17 protein-coding genes, 6 tRNA genes and 1 rRNA gene (1 of these 24 cut by a window edge) are annotated in these 22,052 nt (G+C 36.2%); 1 reads left to right on the top strand and 23 read right to left on the bottom strand.

Annotated features, from left to right (window positions below; genetic code table 11):
• Positions 1–2 precede the first annotated feature (2 nt).
• The 16 genes from H9Q76_RS03595 to H9Q76_RS03520 form a co-directional block, all read right to left on the bottom strand.
• Positions 3–851, bottom strand: a complete 849-nt coding sequence (locus H9Q76_RS03595; RefSeq protein ID WP_249321646.1) for a hypothetical protein — start codon at positions 849–851, stop codon at positions 3–5.
• Entirely contained in the window at positions 848–3,367 is a 2,520-nt protein-coding gene (locus H9Q76_RS03590; protein ID WP_249321645.1) for an ATP-binding protein, read from the bottom strand. Before H9Q76_RS03590 ends, H9Q76_RS03595 begins: the two co-directional genes overlap by 4 nt.
• Before the next feature lie 7 nt (positions 3,368–3,374).
• Positions 3,375–4,091, bottom strand: coding sequence for a hypothetical protein (locus H9Q76_RS03585; RefSeq protein ID WP_249321642.1), 717 nt, complete (start codon positions 4,089–4,091; stop codon positions 3,375–3,377).
• 17 nt (positions 4,092–4,108) lie between these two features.
• Positions 4,109–4,621 carry a hypothetical protein gene (locus H9Q76_RS03580; protein ID WP_249321641.1) on the bottom strand — a complete coding sequence of 171 codons (513 nt, stop codon included), beginning with the start codon at positions 4,619–4,621 and terminating at the stop codon, positions 4,109–4,111.
• Between the two features lie 15 nt (positions 4,622–4,636).
• Positions 4,637–5,755 (bottom strand): GumC domain-containing protein, encoded by a 1,119-nt coding sequence (locus tag H9Q76_RS03575; RefSeq protein ID WP_249321639.1) that lies wholly within the window; start codon positions 5,753–5,755, stop codon positions 4,637–4,639.
• Positions 5,756–5,769: 14 nt separating this feature from the next.
• Positions 5,770–7,464 (bottom strand): Hsp70 family protein, encoded by a 1,695-nt coding sequence (locus H9Q76_RS03570; RefSeq protein WP_249321638.1) that lies wholly within the window; start codon positions 7,462–7,464, stop codon positions 5,770–5,772.
• A gap of 39 nt (positions 7,465–7,503) precedes the next feature.
• Positions 7,504–8,853: a coiled-coil domain-containing protein gene (locus tag H9Q76_RS03565; protein ID WP_249321636.1), complete on the bottom strand. Its 1,350-nt coding sequence runs from the start codon at positions 8,851–8,853 to the stop codon at positions 7,504–7,506.
• Between the two features lie 67 nt (positions 8,854–8,920).
• Positions 8,921–10,243, bottom strand: coding sequence for a hypothetical protein (locus H9Q76_RS03560; protein WP_249321635.1), 1,323 nt, complete (start codon positions 10,241–10,243; stop codon positions 8,921–8,923).
• Positions 10,244–10,305: 62 nt separating this feature from the next.
• Positions 10,306–11,973 carry an AAA family ATPase gene (locus H9Q76_RS03555; RefSeq protein WP_249321633.1) on the bottom strand — a complete coding sequence of 556 codons (1,668 nt, stop codon included), beginning with the start codon at positions 11,971–11,973 and terminating at the stop codon, positions 10,306–10,308.
• A gap of 70 nt (positions 11,974–12,043) precedes the next feature.
• A complete protein-coding gene (locus H9Q76_RS03550; RefSeq protein ID WP_249321632.1) occupies positions 12,044–14,788 on the bottom strand; it encodes an AAA family ATPase in 2,745 nt (914 codons plus the stop codon).
• Between the two features lie 150 nt (positions 14,789–14,938).
• The gene (locus H9Q76_RS03545) at positions 14,939–15,121 is read right to left on the bottom strand and encodes a hypothetical protein (protein ID WP_249321631.1); all 183 of its coding nucleotides are present in this window, start codon (positions 15,119–15,121) and stop codon (positions 14,939–14,941) included.
• Positions 15,122–15,196: 75 nt separating this feature from the next.
• The gene (locus H9Q76_RS03540) at positions 15,197–15,622 is read right to left on the bottom strand and encodes a Mov34/MPN/PAD-1 family protein (protein WP_249321629.1); all 426 of its coding nucleotides are present in this window, start codon (positions 15,620–15,622) and stop codon (positions 15,197–15,199) included.
• Between the two features lie 71 nt (positions 15,623–15,693).
• The gene (locus H9Q76_RS03535; protein WP_249321628.1) at positions 15,694–16,434 is read right to left on the bottom strand and encodes a hypothetical protein; all 741 of its coding nucleotides are present in this window, start codon (positions 16,432–16,434) and stop codon (positions 15,694–15,696) included.
• 31 nt (positions 16,435–16,465) lie between these two features.
• Entirely contained in the window at positions 16,466–17,599 is a 1,134-nt protein-coding gene (locus tag H9Q76_RS03530) for a hypothetical protein (RefSeq protein ID WP_249321626.1), read from the bottom strand.
• A gap of 21 nt (positions 17,600–17,620) precedes the next feature.
• Positions 17,621–17,962, bottom strand: a complete 342-nt coding sequence (locus H9Q76_RS03525; protein WP_249321625.1) for a LytR/AlgR family response regulator transcription factor — start codon at positions 17,960–17,962, stop codon at positions 17,621–17,623.
• A 158-nt stretch (positions 17,963–18,120) separates the two neighbouring features.
• Entirely contained in the window at positions 18,121–18,390 is a 270-nt protein-coding gene (locus H9Q76_RS03520) for a phage holin family protein (RefSeq protein WP_021984411.1), read from the bottom strand.
• Between the two features lie 224 nt (positions 18,391–18,614).
• On the opposite strand from H9Q76_RS03520, the gene H9Q76_RS03515 reads away from it, so the two are divergent.
• Positions 18,615–19,562 carry a GTP-binding protein gene (locus H9Q76_RS03515; protein WP_249321623.1) on the top strand — a complete coding sequence of 316 codons (948 nt, stop codon included), beginning with the start codon at positions 18,615–18,617 and terminating at the stop codon, positions 19,560–19,562.
• 109 nt (positions 19,563–19,671) lie between these two features.
• Here H9Q76_RS03515 and H9Q76_RS03510 read toward each other — a convergent pair.
• The 7 genes from H9Q76_RS03510 to H9Q76_RS03480 form a co-directional block, all read right to left on the bottom strand.
• Positions 19,672–19,744 (bottom strand) — tRNA-Phe (locus H9Q76_RS03510).
• Positions 19,745–19,763: 19 nt separating this feature from the next.
• Positions 19,764–19,837: transfer RNA gene (locus tag H9Q76_RS03505), tRNA-Met, on the bottom strand.
• A gap of 28 nt (positions 19,838–19,865) precedes the next feature.
• Positions 19,866–19,947: transfer RNA gene (locus H9Q76_RS03500), tRNA-Tyr, on the bottom strand.
• A gap of 17 nt (positions 19,948–19,964) precedes the next feature.
• Positions 19,965–20,037: transfer RNA gene (locus H9Q76_RS03495), tRNA-Thr, on the bottom strand.
• Between the two features lie 30 nt (positions 20,038–20,067).
• Positions 20,068–20,140, bottom strand: a tRNA-Val gene (locus H9Q76_RS03490).
• A gap of 31 nt (positions 20,141–20,171) precedes the next feature.
• Positions 20,172–20,245: transfer RNA gene (locus H9Q76_RS03485), tRNA-Asp, on the bottom strand.
• Positions 20,246–20,355: 110 nt separating this feature from the next.
• Positions 20,356–22,052 (bottom strand): 23S ribosomal RNA (locus tag H9Q76_RS03480); it runs 1,182 nt beyond the window's last position.

Genomic DNA, 22,052 nt, shown 5'->3' with positions numbered 1-22,052 from the left:
TTTCAACCCATATATTTATTCATATATATCGTCTTATATTGAATAAACAATCGTTCCTTTGCATGTCTGATCTCATCCATATCCTGACTGTTCTCTACAACATCAATATCCTTAGAAAATCTGTTCCATGCACTTTCATCATTTCCACTCAATCTATTAAACTCTCTTTCTATACTCTTTTTATCTGTGCCGAAATAAGCTGCTTCTACATTTTCTTGACCTACCAACTTTTCAAGACGTTCTGCCCATACTCTTGCTTCTGGATAAGACACAATTGACTCACTTGCGTCGTCCAGTTCTTGCGATCTTAACTCCCTCATTGTATACATTTCTGTAATTCCTTCATTAATTTTCTCGTTTTTATCCGTGATTCTCCCATCTTCATGAAAGGTCGTTTCTCTAAGACCGCTAACCAATTTTGTATCCCCATTTTCCATATTGATTTCTTGTCTATCAGCACATAAATGCATTGTTTCATGAACAGACACATGCTCGATTACTGGCATTGAAATATCTTTTATAAATATATTTCCTTCCTTATCGCAATGCCCAACAACATTAAACGGAACCTCCTCAAATCTATCAACATATTCCTGACTTGAAATAACATTAAGATGATCTTTAGTTTCGTCCGAATCGAGCATTTCCCGCTGTGACTCATTCATGACGTCACCATGCTCTTCCATCATATCTCTCTTTGTTTCATCATGCACTGCATCAGCAATTTCCTTGGACGTTATTTCTTCATTAGAAGAGAAATCACATTCATAGGATATCTCATTATTATTTATATCCCTATTCCCTGCTTTTGTCTCATAGACTTCAGATTCTTCCTCGTATAATTCTTTCATATCACACCACTCCCAATCGCATAGGCGTACAGCACAATACGCTTTTCTCTCATTCCATAGTTGTTCGAATTATAATTAGTTACAATATATCCTAATGCACACAGTTTATCATGTACATTCAAATTATATCTTCCAAAAAATTCATCCACCATCCGAGTAACTACATTTCTATCATATCTATTCATCATAACCTTCTCTATAAACATACGTGTATTTATGTCCAAAGGTACAATTCTTTCTATCCGCTCATCACGACCAAACAATCCTTTTTCACAGTACAAATAAGCCAAATTCAAAATTTTGTCATGGCATCTTTGTCCGACATCAACCTGCGCAGCAATTTCATTTCCAAGACTCGAAATTACAGCCTGTCCACATCCCAGCATAGATAACAACCCTCTCTGATATTCATTTAACCGCAAATGATATGCAACCATATCTACATCTTTTTCACTTGCTGTTGCATGAATGATCTTTGTACCCGTAGTGTTGACCGCTTCCATATTCAACTTTGATGGACTCTGATCTGCTATAACAATTCCTATTCCATACTCACGAAGTTCAGTCAGCATACTAGTAAAATACTGACTTGCCAAAGCTTTTGAACTGATTTCTGTTCCTGGTAAAATATTGGAAATAATATTATGTGCCTCTTCCAAAACAAGAACACTCTTCAAACTTCTAGAACCATTCTGTTTCCTGATATACTCATTTATCTGAATCAACAATATATTTGCCACAAATGGTTTCATTTCTAGTGACAAATCATCTAATTCTATAACACAACAATGATTACACAGAAATTCACCGGTTATTTGCTTATCACTGCCTCTACTATCTAAGCATCCCGTATTCATCAAATCATTAAGTCTTGCAGAAAGAGCACCTTCTATATCCTGCTTGACCTCTCTTCCTGAACGAATGTAGTTGTCGGAATATTCATCTAAATTGTTCAGTACATCTTTGATTGTTGGATACTTTTGACGATTTTTTATAGCAATATCCGAACACAACCAATTAAATTTCTTATATGTATATGTAAGTAGCCCCTTAAATTCTATTCCTATTCGTTTTTCTAAATCAAATGCCCCTGAAAACGCATACATTAATTCATCAATATGATTACCTATTTTTACCCCATCTTCTGGTTCAAGAGGATTAATCAACAATGGTCGTGCATCATATCCTGAGGAAAATACATACAAATCATCAACGACATTCATCATTTTCCAATAATCTTTCTTGGCAGGTTCTATGACACAAAAAGTCTTTGAACTTCTATACACATTTTCTAATATAGACATGACCGTGTTGGTTTTTCCGCCTCCTGTAGCACCAGTAACCAGAACATGTCTAAGCAAGCTGTTAAATTCCACCCTATATGGTTGCTTACTATTACTCATAACGCCCAACTCAAATGACTGTGCAACATCTGTGACAGGAGCCATATTATATCTAAAATCATGTTTACTATCTGAACTAACATTTGTATCAATTACTTCCAAACCACGGTGGCTATATAACGGCAACTGAAACAGACTTGCCAAATCATTTCCTGAAACATATGACACCAAACTGCCCTTTAACAGGCTCTGGTCTATATTGTATGTTGGAATTGCATATCTTGCCTGTGGAATAATCATTCTGTTCCTTGCAAACTCATTTCTGTCAATAAAAAAATATTTTACATTTTCTAACCCCAATGTATCTTCACTTTTTAAACAGCCTGCAAGTGTCGTACCAAGTTTTTGTGCATCTGTAACATTTGAAGCTGTAAACCATACAACACTTTCCCATAAGCCGCCCACAAGGTTGTTATAGTACTCCTTCAATTTTTCAAGATAATTTGCCAATCTACTATTTCCAGGAAAATCATTGTGTATCTCTATTCTCGATCCACTTCCGAATGTATTATTTATGTTCAAAAAAGATTGTGATAAATTTAGTAATTCATATATTGAATTTTGAATACGACGCATTTTTACATTTTCTACAGGTCTGGCTAAAATACACACCATGGAATCCATATCCTGCATTACATTCATAATGCTATCCACAATATCGTTTTCTATACTCACTTTACCTGTTACTATTCCCGAACACCTGCTAATCCTTCTTCGATCAATATCTGTTATAAACTTATTCATGCAATTCATGCTTGGCAAAGCATTGCGCAAAGCATTATCGATTCCCGGGGTTGTCTCAGAAGCCAAATAAATCTTCTGCATTCCATCTATAGATACAATAATATATGCTACTGCCGCACCAATGTTATGATATGAACTCAATGTATCTAAAACTGCTCTTTTTATTTCTGATATATTTCTATCATCATTCTGTAATTTCCTGTATGATGCAATCTCCACGTACCTCATATTTGAAAGAACATCATAATCATTTTCATACGACATCCATCTGCCGTTAAACCCTTCCATATATTCACCAGACAGAAAGTCATATATCTCATCTGTATGTGCCAAAAAATCTTCATATATATGAGTATAGTAATTTGCCATAATTCATCTAATCTCCAAAAAAACTTTTAATAAATATCAAAAATGCAATAATCAATATTGCATATGTTACAACCTTCGCAAGCAGTGCCACCACTATCCCCGAACTAACAAGGTAGTAACTGAGAAAAACTACAAGAAGCAAAAGTAATGAAAAAAATATCGCTGGTATCTGAGGTGTTGGCCTTATCTGTGACTCTGTCTCATTTGAGTATATTTTTGTCGCTACATATCTGTCTCCTCTTTTCTTCACTACCACACGCACATCATCTCCATAATTTAAGCGCCCTTCTATATCTCCATAAAATATCAAGTCTCTTTTTTTACCTGACAAACGTCCTCTGTGAAATTCTTCTAGTCTGAAAACCGTCTCATGAGATGTATTTCCAAACTGATATGGTTCTCCTCTAAATATCGCATTAATTATTTTTTTTAGTCTATTATGGTATCTTGCATGAGAATTTACCTCTGTAACCGTTCCTCTGTAAATATATCGAAAACCTTCTCTTGTCTCAAAACTCGGTTCTGCGCTGACAGAAGACGACTGTGAATCCCCTGTTCCTGATCTGTTTACGGTGGCATTACTTGACACAGGTTTTACCACACTACCAGTTGCTCTATGTACTACAGTACGTCGATATGTAACCAATGTAGCTCCACATAATGGGCATGTTGTTATCTCATCATCATATAACGCATAATCATTACAACTTGGACACTTTTTCATGTATATTCTCCCCCGTGTTAGGCTAATGTTATCTCATACGGTCCAGCTTTACTATATTTCTTATCTGTTCCTACATAAATCCATAAATTTAATTTTGCATCAATATATAACCCAACTCGCCAATAATCATCACACTTTATCGGCTTAATCTTTGCATATATAATATACTCTTTACCAGCATATTTATAAGACAGTTCCAGATCCTGTGCCTCTTCACTATATAACCACTGCCCAAACGACACTGGAGACCAATAAATTCTATCTGAACACATAACTCCATCAGCCAAAATAATTTTTTTCCTGCCCTTGCTCTCCAATCCGCCATCTGCTCCTCTTAACTGATATTCATATGCATTTACAGCAATCTCCGTTATCTTAGGAAGTATGATTTTGTTTCTCATATCCTGGCATCTCTGAATCTCTCTATTTTCCGCGTCATCATCTAATGTATTTACATATTGGCAACCACATCTGGTGCACTTCATTTCAGAGTTCTCCATCGAGCGACCACAACATCTACATATCTTCATATATTTAACCCCTCCTTATTTACCAATATCCTTATTTCTCTTTACAATCAGATCTAATATCTTTTTATATTCCTTGCCATATATATATATTAATTCTTTTATTACTTTCTCCATGGAATCAAACCACAAGTTTAATTCCTCTACATTTTGGGGCGTTCTTGGAAGAATACCTACTCTGCCATCTTCATCTACCTTTAATATTTCCTGTGCTCCATCAATTGAATACAAATCTATTACTACTTTATCATCACATACCATTTTATATATCCCTGACAGTTCTTTGATGTCCTCATCCACTCCCCTCTCTTTTACTTTAATTTCTTCTAGTTTATCCTGCAGATTTTTCTTTTCTTCCTCCAATTTTTTTGTATTCTCTTCATATATGCTCTCCTGCTCATCTACGTCTCGTTCTAGTTTCTTTATTTCGTCGGGCAACTCTTCTATCCTTTTAACTGTTTCTTTATATCTCTTTTCCAGTTTTCCTTTTTCCGCTTCTTTTTTCTTTTTTTCTTCTGTTGCTTCCTGTAAGTTATTCTCAACCATCTCATAGTCCTGTTTTGCTTTTTTTAGCTCACTATCAGCAGTGATAAATTCCTCATTCCGTTTATTAAAGTCACTTTCATACTTTTGTTTTTGTTTCCGTAACGCATCCAAATCTACTTTTTCGAGTTCCTCTATCTTTGCCTTATTTTCTGATATTTTTTCACTTACGTCTTTATATGCTTTCTCTTTTTCGACAAGAGCACCTCTTGTTTCCTGAAGTGTTTTTTCTTGCTCTTCCATTTTCTTTAATTTTATGCCAAGATCTTTCAGCTCTTTATCTGCATTATTCAGTTTCTCTGAAAGTTCATTTATTTTTTTCTGCACAAATGCAGGCACTTGTGCCAGTCCTTTTCTTATACTAACATCATACATACACTTTTCAGCATTACGCATTCTTAAAAGCTTTGCTGGTAAAGTATTTGGAGCATCCACTTCCATCTCCTGCAAAGAGCGTTCTGGATCATCGTCATATTGGAATACATCTTCATTAATATTATTGTGTAATTCCACCAAATTATCAATTGAGATTGGATAATCATCCTGTACTTTCTCCTCTAAAGTTCTTATGTATTTTTTTGTAATCTCAAACATTGGCAACCTCCTTTTTACTTGACGGTTCGCAAAGACCCTAATATTGAATCTATATTTCCTAATCTAATTGGTTTCGGTTGAGTATTTTCAGGCAGGTCTACATATTCACCATTCTCATTCTGTTTTTGAACTCTAACATGCACAGTTATCACTAACGATTTATCCAGGGATATCCCAAATTTGAATACATCTGCCTTAGTAATACTATCTAAACTCTCCAAATACTCTCCATCGAGTTCCCCATGTTCCACATGAATATCCATCCTTGCATCCTCGATTGTCGTATCCGCTCTGTTTATAACAATATCCCGTAATCTTCCACTAAAATTTTCACTACGCCAATAAACCTTGTCTGGAGCAATCACATCTCCTTTATGTACTGCATAGTAAACCTTATCAAGTTTGCCATTTCGCATACTTGCAAACCCTATATGATATGGTGCAACCCGCTTGATATCTATGACTCCCTCAGCAACTAATGCTGCTCCATACGATATAGCTTTTTCACAATCACTGACATTGCTCATCATATCTTTAAATCTTGGATCATCCATCCCACCATAAGAAAAGCTCTTACATATCTGTTTTTGAGTTAAGTAAAAATTACAAAAACCTCCAACCATTGCAATTTTTAAATTTTCATTTTCTATTTTTTTAGCATCTATATACCCTTTCATATCATCCAGTTTTTCTTTTAATACCGGATTAATCACAACATCATATGCCTTCTTTAAATCCCCATATGTGATATTATAATTTTCTCCTGATACATATATATCACAAAATGTTTCCTCCAGAAGTTCTTTCATTCCTCCATCAAACACATAAGAAAATACCAACTCATCAGTCATTTTATTATTGTCAAAAAATGAATCAGTTCCTTCAATTAACGCTCCCTCAATATCATTAATGCAATCGTAATAATCTTTATCTTGGTTATTCATTTCAATTCCATTTCTTTTACAAACCAATTCCAAAATTTTTTCGATAAATGCCAGACCTGCACTTCCTAAGTTGTTGCTTCCATCTGATATTCCCGCACCTGATCGCCTTACTAAAGTTATTTCACAACGTTCTCCATTATATTTCACATCGCAGAGTGACAAATCCAATGTACCTCCACCATAATCTACTAACAGAATCTTTCCATTATAATGTTCTTTCCTGTTCTTGTAATAATTATCTGTAAAATACGCACAAGCAAGTTCCGGCTCACTTATTACCTCTACCATTTTTGCTCTACTGTTTTCTTTTACAATATCCTCTATAAACACTCGACTATCATTTGCCTTATTACTATCAAACCATACGGCAGGAACACCTACTACCACTTTATCAAATTCCACAGGGATTCTTTCACAAGCACGTGCTTGATCAAACAAAAATCTTATATAAATCTCTGTAACCTTTTCTGGAGTAATAACTTCATCATATCCACGATCATGGCGTTTTTGCTTGCTTTTCTCTGTAAGCATCATTTTAAATCCTCTATACACTACAGATCCAGCTTCTTTCATTTTTCCTAACGCGTTTCTACCACACACTAAATTACCACTTGAATCCTTTACAACCAATGAACTTATGCTTTCCTTTAAATTTGCTGCTTTGAGTCTTAATGCATCTATACTATAATCATCTGCCGCATCAGATCTTTTGTTTACTCTTGATATTACAGAATATGTAGTTCCAAAATCCAATCCTATGTTCATACTGCTTACCTCTCTAATCGTTTATTGTTTAATTTTTAACTAAACATCCAAACTTAGAACCTGTTTCATGTTATTTATTCGTTTTTCCCTTAGTGCCTCATACTCTTCATACATTGATTCTTTTCCTTTAGGTTCATATTTAGTTACTCCTCCTCCATTGAACTTACTAATAATTTCTTCCCATACGATTCTGGCTCCTTCTTCACTGTAACCATATAAATTTAAAACAAATTCAATATCTCCAGTCTGATATTCGGTTTTTCCATTTCGAAGTCTTACCTTGTTTACATTTCTACATGACAACACCTCCAGAACTGCATCTTGTCCTGCCCCATTGTCAAATTCACCAATATAATTTTTTCTATAATCTCCGTCTACAAATTTACTTCCTGTCTCCGTCCAGCCTTCTGACTCCATTATATTAGTAAGCGTTTCAGCAATACTTATCAAAGCATTAAAATCCTCCGCTCTGCGAAGGGCATAATCCAAACAAGCTTGAAAATCCTCAAGCAACTTATTTAATAAATCATACGATCTTTGCAGACCCTCAATATCCATCTGTTTTTCATAATTAACCTCATCTGCTGTAATTACATTGTAATTTTCTATCAGTATTTTATGAACGCCATCTGACCAATACTTTACATTTTCCTCCTCTGGTACACTCCCATCATTTGATGCCATCTCCTCATATGGAATATCCGCATATTGGTTTATTTGTTCTTCTACACTTCTAATTTTATTGCATAGACTTTTGAATTGCTCATTCTTAATCTCTAGCTCTGCATAATACCTTGTAGCATCAACAATTTTCTTCTGCGCAAGCGCTATAGCAGCTTCATACGACTCCCCTTTTATATCTTCCTGAATGAACCGAATACTTTCTCCTATCTCATTTACCTCATTGGGCAAGAGTAATTCCCCGTATAATTTTTTCATTTTATCAAAGCAATCTTTAAGGCTGATTTTATATACCAGAGCTTTTTCTTCGTTTGTTTTTAATTTCTTTTGAATTTCGGCAAATCGATCATTTATTTCCTTCGTAACCTTTTCGACTTTCCTGTTCACATTATCAACATCCCACTTAACTTGTGACAATTCAGCCTTAATCGCATCAATTTTTTGTTTATTTTCGACATTCATGCGTCCGATATTTAATCTTATTTCAGTGTCTAAACTGGACAGTTCGTCTTCAAGAGTGCCTTTTACCCCCTCTAATTTAATATCCATCTCCTTATTTTGTTTTGTTATTATTTCATCCAAGGATGCATCAACCTGTCTGGCTTTTTCCTCTTTCAGCTTAAGTTCATCTAAAAAACTCCTCTTAGCATCTTTTAAATTTTTTTCTTTCTTCTCGAAGTTTTTATATACAGAATTATTTACATACATAACGTACCTCCGAATCTCCATTTCACCTAAAAATCTACTTATTAGCAAAAACAAAGAAAACTTATTACTAAATCAACGAATCTGTCATGGTCTTGTCTACAAAATCATCTGCTGAATTGATTCTTTCGCAATTCTTAATATCCCTCTCCGTATAAACTGTACCTATTCCACAATCACATAACTCATTACGAAGTGCCTCTTCCTTCATCTCCTTCTGAACCGAATCGTCATCATCGATATACCATGACACGGAAGGACTTTCACCACCTGATGAAATAACCACCGCAACTTCATTACCTGCACCATCATCCCCTTTCATTGTAATAGGATCTCTTTCATCATTATTTTCTACCGTCGTTATATCCCAACCTGCAGCATTTAATGCCGATACCATCGACTCTGCAGTGCTTGCTGCTGCAACAGCACCCATCATAAGTTCTCGTGATTCACTGTCACAAAGTGAAAGTTTTCTTTTAATTACATCTAAATTCTGTTTAATTATTTGTAACTCCTCTATAGAACAAGTTCTACCAAGTTTTTCCTCTTGCTGACAATATTCTTTCTCGATATCATTAAAACTCAATCCATCACAAAGTCGTTCCGACCAGCGGCGAATATTGTATTCATACTCCTCTGTTTCTCCATCAACCACAATTGATAACACTGCTTCATCAGATGTCAATTTCATCATGTTTTTCTTTACATCTGAACATTCCTTATATATTTCCTCTAACATAATATTCGCACGCTCATTAATTGCAATTAATTCAGTTAATAGCTTACTTGCTTCCAATATACCTGTTTGAGCTACTGCAATACCTGCCAGATAAGTTCCAGAACTTATATTGTTATTTAAATTGTTATATATATTGACCAAGCCGTTATACTCCATTGGTTTATGTATCTCTGGATATAAATGTGAAATCTGATCTAATATGTCTTTCAAATGAGTTGCATAACAATTCGCCTTATCAGCTTCACTATTTTGAGCATCTACAATACTTTTAAATGTCTCATTAAAAGCAGTTGCTACTTCATTAATTTTTACATTTATTATTGATATATCTGCTCCAGTCTTTTTAATATCGCTCCGAATATCAGAAACTTGATTTTCAAAATTATTTTTTGCATTAATTACAGCCATATCCCCTGCTGTTTTTACGCTATTCATGGATTTATTAAACGAATCCATCAACGAGGATAACGCATGATCCAGCCTTTTTTCATTGTTGTTACATATATTGGCATAATCATTTTTCTTATTGTTAATATATCTATCTATCTCCTCTATTTTTGATTTTGTCTTTATTACAAATGCCTCGTCTTTCTTAACTTCTTCTTGACGTTTTCTCCATGCATCATCATTAACATAAGTCTCGTTATAACTCATTTTTCTACCTCCAACTTTCTCAAATTTTTTTATTTATACTGTTTAACATCTAAAATAATATGCTATGATATCCCATTAATGTCTTCCGCAATTATCTTTGTTAGTTCTTCTTTCCCTACTTCTTTTTTTGATAATCTTAAAGCTTGCCGGCTTATTGATGCCTCCATCAGATTTCTAACATATCTACCATTTCCAAAATGTTCTTCATGACTAGCAGTTTCTAGTTTGCTTCTCAGTGCATCAATTGCCTCTTCATCTAATTCATATTTTTGCGCACTATACATTTCCTGCGCAATCTGCATCAACTCATCTACTGTATAATCAGGGAACTCGATAATATTGGAAATCTTAGCTTTTAATCCATCGTTTTTATCTAAGAAATCATCCATCTCTTTACCATATCCAGCTAAAATTACCACAAGTCTATCCCAATTTTCATACATCATCTTAAATAGCTCACTTATTGCTTCTATTCCAAAATCATTTTCTCCTCCTGCTAATAATGAATATGCTTCATCAATAAATAAAACTCCATCTAATGCAGATTCAATTACTTTTCGTGTTTTAAGAGCTGTTTGTCCTACATACCCTGCCACTAGATCAGAGCGGTCTACTTCTACCAACTTATTTGTTTTAAGAATATTCATATTATATAAAATATCTGCAACTATCCTTGCCATAGTTGTCTTTCCTGTACCTGGATTTCCTTTAAACATCATAAGCATGGTTATAGTTTCATCCACTAGGAAATCATTTTCTTTTCGCTTCTTTTGTATCTCCTGCCCCAACTTCCATGCTCTGATAATTTCTTTAACCCTATCTAATCCTATTATCTTCCTAAAAACCTCTTCAAGATCAAACTCCGTTTCTTTCATTTGGGTGTTAATATCGTCAGTCAATTGAGCGTCAATATCTTTAGCCAATATAATATCCAATTCAGATGGCAAATAATCCTTTTTTTTCTTTAATCGAGAGTTTTGTTTTCTTATTGATGCCTCCATCAGATTTCTAACATATCTAACATTTCCAAAATGTTCTTCATGACTGGCAGCTTCTAGTTTGCTTCTCAATGCATCTGTTGCTGCTTCATCTAATTCATATTTTTTCTCACTATACATTTCCTGAGCAATCTGCATCAACTCATCTACTGTATAATCTGGGAACTCAATAATATTGGATATTATAGATTTTAATCCAGCATTACTATCTAAGACATTATTCATCTCGTCACCATATCCAGCTAAAATCACCACAAGTCTATCCCTGTTGTCATACATCATCTTAACTAGTTCATCTATTGCCTCTTTTCCAAAGTCATTTTCGCCTACTCCTAATAATGAATATGCTTCATCAATAAATAAAACTCCATCTAATGCAGACTCAATTACTTTTCGTGTTTTAGGAGCTGTTTGTCCTATGTATTCTGCCACTAGATCAGCTCGTGTTACTTCTACCAACTTATTTGTTTTAAGAATATTCATATTATATAAAATATCTGCAACTATCCTTGCCATAGTTGTCTTTCCTGTACCCGGATTTCCCTTGAAAATCATATGTCTCGTCATAGTGTTATTAATACCAGTATCCTTCTGTACCTCTAACATATCTTTCCACTCACGAATTATATTTTTTACACTGTCCAATCCAATTAATTCAGAAAAAGCATCCTCAAGATTGAAATTCTTATTTGACTTTATAACTCCATTAGCATAATTTTCATTACAACTCATTTTTTCTACCCCCAAATTTCTCATCTAAATTTCTCAAATTTATACTGTTTAACCTTTACAGTAAAAAATGCTATAATATCCCATTAATGTCTTCTGCAATTATCTTTGTTAGTTCTTCTTTCCCTACTTCTTTTTTTGATAGTCTTAAAGCTTGCTGGCTTACTGATTTCTCATATATATTCCTAACTGTTCTTCCATTTCCAAAATGTTCTTCATGACTAGCAGCTTCTAGTTTGCTTCTCAATGCATCTGTTGCCTCTTCATCTAATTCATATTGTAGAGCACCATACATTTCCTGAGCAATCTGCATCAACTCATCTACTGTATAATCAGGAAACTCAATAATATTGGAAATCCTAGATTTTAATCCAGCATTACTATCTAAGACATTATTCATCTCGTCACCATATCCAGCTAAAATCACCACGAGTCTATCCCGGTTTTCATCCATCATCTTAACAAGCTCATCTATTACTTCTTTACCAAAATCATTTTCCCCTCCTCTTGATAACGAATATGCTTCATCAATAAATAAAACTCCATCTAATGCTTCCTCAATTTTCTTTCGCGTTTGAGGTGCACTTTCCCCTACATATTTTCCCACTAAATCAGCTCGTGTTATTTCTACCAACTTATTTGTTTTAAGAATATTCATATTATATAAAATATCTGCAACTATCCTTGCCATAGTTGTCTTTCCTGTACCTGGATTTCCTGTAAACATCATATGCATGGTTTTAGTTTCATCCACTGGGAGGCCATTTTCTTTTCGCTTCTTTTGTATCTCCTGCTCCGATTTCCATGCTCTGATAATTTCTTTAACAGTATCTAATCCTATTATCTTATTAAAAACCGCTTCAAGATCAAACTCCTTTCCTTTCATTTGGGTGTCAATATCTTCAGTCAATTGAGCGTCAATATCTTCAGCCAATATAATATTCCATTCAGATGGTGAATAATCTTTTTTTTGAGTTAATCGATATGCTTGATTATTTATTGATTCCTCCATCAGATTTCTAACATATCTTCCATTTCCAAAATTCCTTTCATGACTGGCAGCTTCTAGCTTGCTTCTCAGTACATCTTTTGCAGCTTCATCTAATTCATATCTTTGCGCACTATACATTCCCTGTGCAATCTGCATCAACTGATCTACTTCATAATCGGGAAACTGAATAATATTGGGAATCCTAGATTTTAATCCATCGTTTTTATCTAAGAAATCATCCATCTCTTTACTATATCCAGCTAAAATCACCACAAGTCTATCCCTGTTGTCATCCATCATCTTAACAAGCTCATTTATTGCTTCTATTCCAAAATCTTTTTCTCCTCCTGCTGATAACGAATATGCCTCATCAATAAATAAAACTCCATCTAATGCAGACTCTATTACTTCTCGTGTTTGGGTAGCTGTTTGTCCTACATATCCCGCCACTAGATCAGAGCGTTTTACTTCTACCAACTTATTTGTTTTAAGAATATTCATATTATATAAAATATCTGCAACTATCCTTGCCATTTTTGTCTTTCCTGTACCAGAATTTCCCTTGAACATCATATGTCTCGTCATAGTATTATTACTACCAATATCTTTTTTTTGCTCCTGTACCTTTAATCTAGCTTTCCATTTACGAATCAAGTTTTTTACATCGTCTAATCCAATTACTTCGGAAAAAGCCTCCTCTATGTCAAATATTTTATTAGACTTTATATTATCCTTAGCATATCTTAAGTTAACTCTCTCAAGACCATAACTACTAACATCACTGTGTGGTGTATAGTCCCATTCTTCATCATCAATCTTATCTTTATATTCCTCCACTATAGAATTCGCGTAATTTTTCAATATATCGAAAATTGTTCTAGTTCCAACATCAGAACTAACAAAAGTATCATCATTATCTTCCACAATAGGTTTCTTATTTTCAACATGTTCGAATATAGATCGTCCTAATAAATAAGACTGAGTCACATTTAGATTAGCAAAATACCTTTTTTGACTATCTGACTCTATATATTTTAATCGCAATATACAATTAGCTATATCACTACTATTTAATCCTGACACTTTTATCAATCTTTTTTTTAAAATATCTGAAATACTTGCCTTTTTCCCAGCTACATGGTTACCATAAATTGTTGCCATATCGCCGTCCATCGTCCTAACCGCTTCATCATTTGCCCAATTTACCAAAAATTGATCTTCATTATCAAGTTTGAAGATTACTACATTTTTCGTCCTAGCCGCATCATTTAGGTTTCTCGTTAACATACGCCCTCGCTTCTTATATTCTCCTCCAAAAAATCGAGATATTGGCATAACCAAAGCGGTTTTTATATATTCCGATGACAAGCACTCCCCCACATGAGAATTCCACTGTGTTTCTGTCCATATTACTTTTCTTTTACCAAACATTGGCTGCTTTGGCTGTTTCTCATCTGATTCAGGTTTTGTGGGTGTTCCCGCCCTCTTTAAATTATTTAATTTTAAAGCACTTAAACCATTATTACCGGCACTTTTTTTTATATTATCTATCAGCTCCGCTTTTTCCTCTTTTGACAATCTTCTATTTTCCTTCTCAAATTCCTTAACTTTTTCAAACGACATTTTCGAGAATTCATCATAAGAAAAGGCTGATACATCTTCATCAAGGAATACTATCCTCTCGTATCCTTCATTTATAAGAACCCTATACAAATACTCATCTGCTGTTATTAATTCCAATGTATTCATAATAATTTCTTCACTTGACTTGCATACAAAATATCTAATTCGCGATCCCCCTGAACCAATATCAAATAAATTTGCCATCTTAAACCTCCAGTTATCTTTATGTCATATATTGTATGAAGCATCTTGCCCATTTGGATTTTCCCTAAAAAGCAGATGTTTTTTGTAGTTCTACATTAAAAGGGATGAATGTATATATTAATGTTCACATTCATCCCTTCGTCCTATGGATTACTTTCTTGTAAAGTACCCACTACATCCATTCGAACTTTCGTAAGGATAATAGTATGCCTTATTTCTTGTACACCAGATTTTTCCACTGCTGTCTCCACCAGGTTCAGACCATCCGCAGTCTCCACAACAATACGCACAGCATGTTCCCTCGCTTAATTTTACTTTTTTCTTTTCCTCCATAACTTTTTTCTCCTTTCTCTTGTACTTTATACATAAACAAAGATCTACAAAATCTTTGTACATGTAACATATTCTCTAACATATTTTATCTATAACGCTTATCCCACATTGATATATACTGTTACTTTTAATTAAATACATATAAAATGTTTTTCTCACAACTAATGGAAAAATAACATACTCAAGGCTATTTTCTTGTAATATTTTTCTTGCATAATGAATATCCGCATATGATAACTCATTTACATCTTCTGGATGACTATGTATTATCCCCGCAAACTCAATATCATCTTTTAACCATTGATCTAAAATTGTATTAATTTTTTCTACATTAGGGACATATCTATACTGGTTTATATCTGCATTATCATCATAGAAATATTTGCATATTATTCCATTTTTCCTCCCTAACACTCCACCGGTTTCAGGAGGCTGGACTGCAATTGTATCCAATATTTGGTCATATACTTCTTTTGTCATCAAAATATTTTTATTAATCATTCCTCATATCATATTTGTTAATACTATATATTTTCATTTTATGACTTAATTCGTTGCCTGCTTCTAACACTTTATTTATTACCTGTCAAATACATGAAAAAAATATATAAATAATATAATCCATAAATTTCTGAAACTACTCCAGCAAGTCTAATCATGTTACAAATAATCCCATAGAAAAAAGTTTTGATAATTTCTAAAACGGTCGCTCTATTTTTATTTCTAATAAAATTAAACATTGATATACTGACTATTACGCAGGGAAAAATTATAATTCCCTTGGGAGCATCCACAAAAAAATTTACGCATGTTACCCCTATTAATAAATTTTCAATTATAAAGAATATCCACATTAAAACATCTATCAAAAGAACCTTTTGCATACGTTCAAACTTTAAATCCATCCAGGCTCCAACTAAATATTCAGCTCCGAAACAATCTATTAATACATTTCCTAATGAATTGTTTTCTGCATATCCTTGTCTTTTCTCTATATTTTGATAATCACTTTGTTCTTTACTGTAATATGTATATCCATCTGTATCTACTTTACCTATCAATGTATTATTTCGATATACATTTTCTTCCATATCAAAACATCCTATTTCCCTTTTCAAAAAAGGATTAAACGAATCGTATACCTTATTCCCCTCATATGAACATAACTGTTTTCTATCTTCTGCAACCTTATGTTTTTCCGTTTCCTTACTAATGTTAGAGTTCTTGACATCTATTTTATTTTGTTCTACAGGAATCTTAAACAACAACAGTATATGCTCATAACTACAACCATCATCAAAAATACTATACATATATTATAACCTCCTATTTTTAGAACATTTCTTAATCATCACTCCTATCTTCCTCTGAATCAAAGTCACATACAATCTCCGGCTCTGTTTTTCTTGTAATAATCATTGCCCGCAAAAATATAAATATCAACAATGCATTGGTATAATCCGCCACAAGAGAATCACATCTATCATATGGCTTCGTAAATCCAACGCCAATCTGCCATATAGTTAACATTACAAACATAATAGTTACCCAGCGTAAAACATCTGCTCTGCCTATTGAATACTCAGATGTGCATTTTACCGCAACTGCAGAAAAGACAATATTAACTGCAAGGATTCCAGATAAGCTCATAAAAAAAGGATGAAACGATGACATGCTAAAATCCATATATTGCATATATAAGCTATGGAGTTTCAAAGTAAATCCATCTTCCCCCGCCATACCGAGAAGATTAAACACAATACCCCAACAAAAGATTGCTATGATCGCTATCCATATAAATACTAAAATATTATATTTTAGAGAACTTTCTTTTTTAGTAATGCACTGTACAAATGCAGCAATTATTATCGAAAGAAAAATAAGCAATATAAATAAATACTGTAATCTATCTTCAGGCATTTGGAATCTATAGAAATCATTTGTATACTCCGGTTTTTGATACAATGTTAATACATAAACCAATACCATGCTGATAAAGCCAACTATCGCAATATATCCCTGATAACTTAATTTATTTTCAAATAGCGGAAATACAAATATACCAAGAGCAATCACACTGCCTGCACAGCAAATGATTGCCATATCCGGATGACCTGTGGGAATTGCAATGGCTAACAACGCTGCTACAATTGGTAACAAAATGCCTGCGCCTATAATCGTACAGATTCTATACGACGCTGATTTTTTTAACTTTTTTTCATGACTCTTTATGAATTTATCTGCCAACCACTCATATGGGATAAGCATAAGGATGATTCCAAGAACAATACAACCTATGTTTCTATTTATTACCCACTTGAGAAAGTCAGTCTCCACACGTTCCCCTGTAGATTCTAGAATCGGGAGATTACAAAACATCACATATTGACTTGCTATATATACCATCACAGCCAGAATTCCAATTACAATTGCCTTGATCTTATAAGTTCTCGTTGTTATTTGTTCCTTATTATCCATGTATTCTCTCCTTTGTCTTTATCACTCCAGAATCTTCCTCAACTCTCCATAATACCTCCGGCTCACTGGAACCTCTATCTTCCCACACTTTATAGCTGTACGGCTTATTTTCGATATATCTGCCATGCGAACCATAAAACTCTGATGCACGCGGACAAATCCATTATTGACCAGTTTCTCCTCAATCTCGGAAATCTTCGAATAAAATGTCATCTCTCCACACCCCAGATGCAAGACGATTTTCCGTCCTCTGCTCTCTACATATTCTATAGATGCAATCGGGATTGTCCTCTTTTTCCGATTGATAATTGCCTCCAAATAACGGTCATTTTCCCTTACTGACTCCACATTATTTTCAACCATATTGCACACACTCTCCTAAATGTTTTATCCTTCGCAAATCTATTTACTTTTACATAAATAATCTGTCATTTTTTACATAATATCACATAAATTTTTGTTTTTTTGCGTTCATGCATAATTGGTGCGTATTCCGTCAAAATTGGTTTATTTGCCTGTTTTCACTCCTCTTTTTTGCTCTGTTTATACACCTGATTGATCCCCGTGGATGCAAATCCGGACATAATTCCAACTGAGATTGCTGTAATAATATCCTCTGCCGGGAAGCTCTTCATTACATACATAGCAGGCACCGCAACGATTCCTCCCACGATGCCGACAATCACCGGAATCGTCTTATCGCTGATCTTCTTGCTCGCCTTACACCCGATTCCAACCAGATAACAAATGATCACAATCGGCAGCACCGTTACATAACTTGAAATATCCATCTTTTCTCCGCAAACATTCTCTTATACTATTTCTATGTCACGTCCGTTCAGATTGACAACAAAACAATCTGCTATTGAGATATTTTCTTATGTAACCGTAGAAAATATATTTGACGCTCATTTCGGACAACTATATAATGAACTTGATTTTAGAAACACCATGAACAACAGCATAGAAATATAAATCTGCAAATTACACATTTCTTGAAAAGGAGATTATAAAAATGATAAAAATAGATTTAATTACCGGATTCTTAGGTTCCGGCAAAACAACTTTTATAAAAAAATACGCCACCTACTTGTTGCAACAGGGAATGAACATCGGCATCCTCGAAAATGATTTTGGAGCCGTGAATGTTGATGCCATGCTGTTGCAGGATATCTTAGGGGATCACTGTACATTGGAAATGGTTGCAGGTGGCTGTGATGCCGACTGCCACCGCCGCCGGTTCAAGACGAAGCTGATCGCTATGGGCATGTGCGGCTACGATCGTGTCCTTGTAGAGCCATCCGGTATCTTCGATATGGACGAATTTTTCGATGCATTACACGAATCCCCCCTCGACCGCTGGTATGAAATCGGAAATGTAATTACCATCGTAGATGCCGATCTGGAACAGACATTATCCGAATCTTCCCGTTATCTTCTCGCGTCACAGGTAGCACAGGCTGGTGCCCTTTTATACAGTCATGTTCAGGAAGTAAGCTCGGAGAAACTTATCTCTACCAAAAACTATGTAGACCAATCCTTTGAGATTCTCCATACTGAAAAGAAACCAACTCCTTCTATTACACTAGAAAAAAACTGGGATGATTTAACCGATGCAGATTTCAAAGCCATCCTTTCCTCTGGCTATCATTCCGCAGATTACGCCAAATTATGGTTTGATGATAAGAAAACATACGACAGCTTATATTTTATGAATATGGATTTCACAGAAGAATTTCTGAAAGAATCCTGCACCAAAATCCTAAATGATCCTGCATGTGGAAAAGTATTTCGAATCAAGGGATTTCAGAAACTCTCTGATGGATCGTGGATTTCCCTCAACGTTACACATCAAAAAACAGAAATTCAGCCAATTCCAAATGGTCAGGCAATCTTAATCGTCATTGGAGAAGGACTGAACCAGGCAGCCATTGAAGGGTATTGGGGAAAGTCAAATATTTAATTCTGTTTTCATAATTTCTGCACACCTTTTGCACACCTAAGTGATTTTCAACCATAAAAAAACGGCGGAAACCCCTTGATTCTACGTGGTTTCCGCCGAATAAAAAAGATGCCCAGAGCCGGAATCGAACCAGCGACACGAGGATTTTCAGTCCTCTGCTCTACCAACTGAGCTATCTGGGCATGTATCTTATGTAATTAGTAGCGGGGACAGGATTTGAACCTATGACCTTCGGGTTATGAGCCCGACGAGCTTCCAGACTGCTCCACCCCGCGATATTAAATTATTCCTAAATAGGAAAAGTGGGCGGAGGTGGATTCGAACCACCGAAGCATAAAGCAGCAGATTTACAGTCTGTCCCCTTTGGCCACTCGGGAATCCGCCCAAATTTTTAAACTGATAAGCCGATGATCGGACTCGAACCGATAACCTGCTGATTACAAATCAGCTGCTCTGCCAATTGAGCCACATCGGCATATACGATGCTGTCATCAATCAGTTTAAGTGGGACCTATAGGGCTCGAACCTATGACCCTCTGCTTGTAAGGCAGATGCTCTCCCAGCTGAGCTAAGATCCCATATATTTAATTATGTAGCTTTCGCTACAAGCGACCCGGATGGGGTTCGAACCCACGACCTCCGCCGTGACAGGGCGGCGCTCTAACCAGCTGAGCCACCGGGCCATCCACCATTGTTTACACAATGATAAAAGGTAACATATACCTTCAGAACTTCATACAAAGATCTTATATCTAACCTCTTAACAATCCATCTTTCCGTTCTCAAAACCTCTAAGGATAAGCCCTCGACCTATTAGTACTTGTCAGCTGAACGTGTTGCCACGATTACACTCCAAGCCTATCAACCTTGTAGTCTTCAAGGGGTCTTACTCTTATGATGGGATATCTTATCTTGAGGGGGGCTTCACGCTTAGATGCCTTCAGCGTTTATCCCTGCCGGACTTGGCTACTCTGCCATGCTGTTGGTACAACAACAGATACACCAGCGGTCCGTCCATCCCGGTCCTCTCGTACTAAGGACAGCTCCTCTCAAATATCCTACGCCCACGCCGGATAGGGACCGAACTGTCTCACGACGTTCTGAACCCAGCTCGCGTACCGCTTTAATGGGCGAACAGCCCAACCCTTGGAACCTGCTACAGCTCCAGGATGCGATGAGCCGACATCGAGGTGCCAAACCACTCCGTCGATGTGAACTCTTGGGAGTGATAAGCCTGTTATCCCCAGGGTAGCTTTTATCCGTTGAGCGATGGCAATCCCACTTTATACCACCGGATCACTAAGTCCTACTTTCGTACCTGCTCCACCCGTCGGTGTCGCAGTCAAGCTCCCTTCTGCCTTTGCACTCTTCGAATGGTTTCCAACCATTCTGAGGGAACCTTTGAGCGCCTCCGATACCCTTTCGGAGGCGACCGCCCCAGTCAAACTCCCCGCCAGACATTGTCCCCCAGCCGGTTCACGGCTGTAGGTTAGGAATCCAGTACTACAAGGGTGGTATCCCAACAGCGGCTCACACGAAACTGGCGTCCCGTGATCGAAGCCTCCCACCTATCCTGTACAGGTAGTACCGAATCCCAGTATCAAGCTGGAGTAAAGCTCCATGGGGTCTTTCCGTCCTGGCGCAGGTAACCAGCATCTTCACTGGTATTTCAATTTCACCGGGTGTGTTGTTGAGACAGTGCCCAAATCATTACGCCTTTCGTGCGGGTCGGAACTTACCCGACAAGGAATTTCGCTACCTTAGGACCGTTATAGTTACGGCCGCCGTTTACTGGGGCTTAAATTCAAACCTTCGCTTGCGCTAAGCTCTCCTCTTAACCTTCCAGCACCGGGCAGGCGTCAGCCCATATACCTCACCTTTCGGTTTTGCATAGACCTATGTTTTTGCTAAACAGTTGCTTGGGCCATTTCTCTGCGGCCTCTTCCGAGGCACCCCTTCTCCCGAAGTTACGGGGTCATTTTGCCGAGTTCCTTAACAACACTTCTCCCGCCGGCCTTAGGATTCTCTCCTCATCCACCTGTGTCGGTTTACGGTACGGGCGCATATATCACAATAGCGGCTTTTCTCGACAGCTGGCTCATACACTTCCCTACTCTTGTTCGGTACGCGTCACGTCTTCAGATTGAATGGTGGATTTGCCTGCCATTCTCCTACCTCGCTTGCCCCGGTCTATCCATTCCCGGGTTGTACTTTCCATCTGTGTCCCCACATTTCTGAATATATGCGGTACAGGAATTTCAACCTGTTATCCATCGACTACGACTTTCGTCCTCGCCTTAGGCCCCGACTTACCCAGGGAAGATCAGCTTTACCCTGGAAACCTTAGATATTCGGCCTTTAAGATTCTCACTTAAATCTCGCTACTCATTCCGGCATTCTCTCTTCAATACAGTCCACAGCTCCTTCCGGTACTGCTTCGTTCCGTATTCAATGCTCCTCTACCAATCTTTCGATTCCTAAGCTTCGGTG

The sequence above is a fragment of the Wujia chipingensis genome (assembly GCF_014337155.1).
Lineage (GTDB): Bacteria > Bacillota > Clostridia > Lachnospirales > Lachnospiraceae > Coprococcus_C > Coprococcus_C hominis.
Note: the sequence above shows the minus strand (reverse complement) of the source record. Positions and strands in the feature narration are given on the sequence as shown.

What these genes read in the sequence shown, in the direction of transcription:
- H9Q76_RS03595 (WP_249321646.1), bottom strand. Translation starts at nt 851, where the DNA reads ATGAAAGAATTATACGAGGAAGAATCTGAAGTCTATGAGACAAAAGCA.
- H9Q76_RS03590 (WP_249321645.1), bottom strand. Translation starts at nt 3,367, where the DNA reads ATGGCAAATTACTATACTCATATATATGAAGATTTTTTGGCACATACA.
- H9Q76_RS03585 (WP_249321642.1), bottom strand. Translation starts at nt 4,091, where the DNA reads ATGAAAAAGTGTCCAAGTTGTAATGATTATGCGTTATATGATGATGAG.
- H9Q76_RS03580 (WP_249321641.1), bottom strand. Translation starts at nt 4,621, where the DNA reads ATGAAGATATGTAGATGTTGTGGTCGCTCGATGGAGAACTCTGAAATG.
- H9Q76_RS03575 (WP_249321639.1), bottom strand. Translation starts at nt 5,755, where the DNA reads ATGTTTGAGATTACAAAAAAATACATAAGAACTTTAGAGGAGAAAGTA.
- H9Q76_RS03570 (WP_249321638.1), bottom strand. Translation starts at nt 7,464, where the DNA reads ATGAACATAGGATTGGATTTTGGAACTACATATTCTGTAATATCAAGA.
- H9Q76_RS03565 (WP_249321636.1), bottom strand. Translation starts at nt 8,853, where the DNA reads ATGTATGTAAATAATTCTGTATATAAAAACTTCGAGAAGAAAGAAAAA.
- H9Q76_RS03560 (WP_249321635.1), bottom strand. Translation starts at nt 10,243, where the DNA reads ATGAGTTATAACGAGACTTATGTTAATGATGATGCATGGAGAAAACGT.
- H9Q76_RS03555 (WP_249321633.1), bottom strand. Translation starts at nt 11,973, where the DNA reads ATGAGTTGTAATGAAAATTATGCTAATGGAGTTATAAAGTCAAATAAG.
- H9Q76_RS03550 (WP_249321632.1), bottom strand. Translation starts at nt 14,788, where the DNA reads ATGGCAAATTTATTTGATATTGGTTCAGGGGGATCGCGAATTAGATAT.
- H9Q76_RS03545 (WP_249321631.1), bottom strand. Translation starts at nt 15,121, where the DNA reads ATGGAGGAAAAGAAAAAAGTAAAATTAAGCGAGGGAACATGCTGTGCG.
- H9Q76_RS03540 (WP_249321629.1), bottom strand. Translation starts at nt 15,622, where the DNA reads ATGATTAATAAAAATATTTTGATGACAAAAGAAGTATATGACCAAATA.
- H9Q76_RS03535 (WP_249321628.1), bottom strand. Translation starts at nt 16,434, where the DNA reads ATGTATAGTATTTTTGATGATGGTTGTAGTTATGAGCATATACTGTTG.
- H9Q76_RS03530 (WP_249321626.1), bottom strand. Translation starts at nt 17,599, where the DNA reads ATGGATAATAAGGAACAAATAACAACGAGAACTTATAAGATCAAGGCA.
- H9Q76_RS03525 (WP_249321625.1), bottom strand. Translation starts at nt 17,962, where the DNA reads ATGGTTGAAAATAATGTGGAGTCAGTAAGGGAAAATGACCGTTATTTG.
- H9Q76_RS03520 (WP_021984411.1), bottom strand. Translation starts at nt 18,390, where the DNA reads ATGGATATTTCAAGTTATGTAACGGTGCTGCCGATTGTGATCATTTGT.
- H9Q76_RS03515 (WP_249321623.1), top strand. Translation starts at nt 18,615, where the DNA reads ATGATAAAAATAGATTTAATTACCGGATTCTTAGGTTCCGGCAAAACA.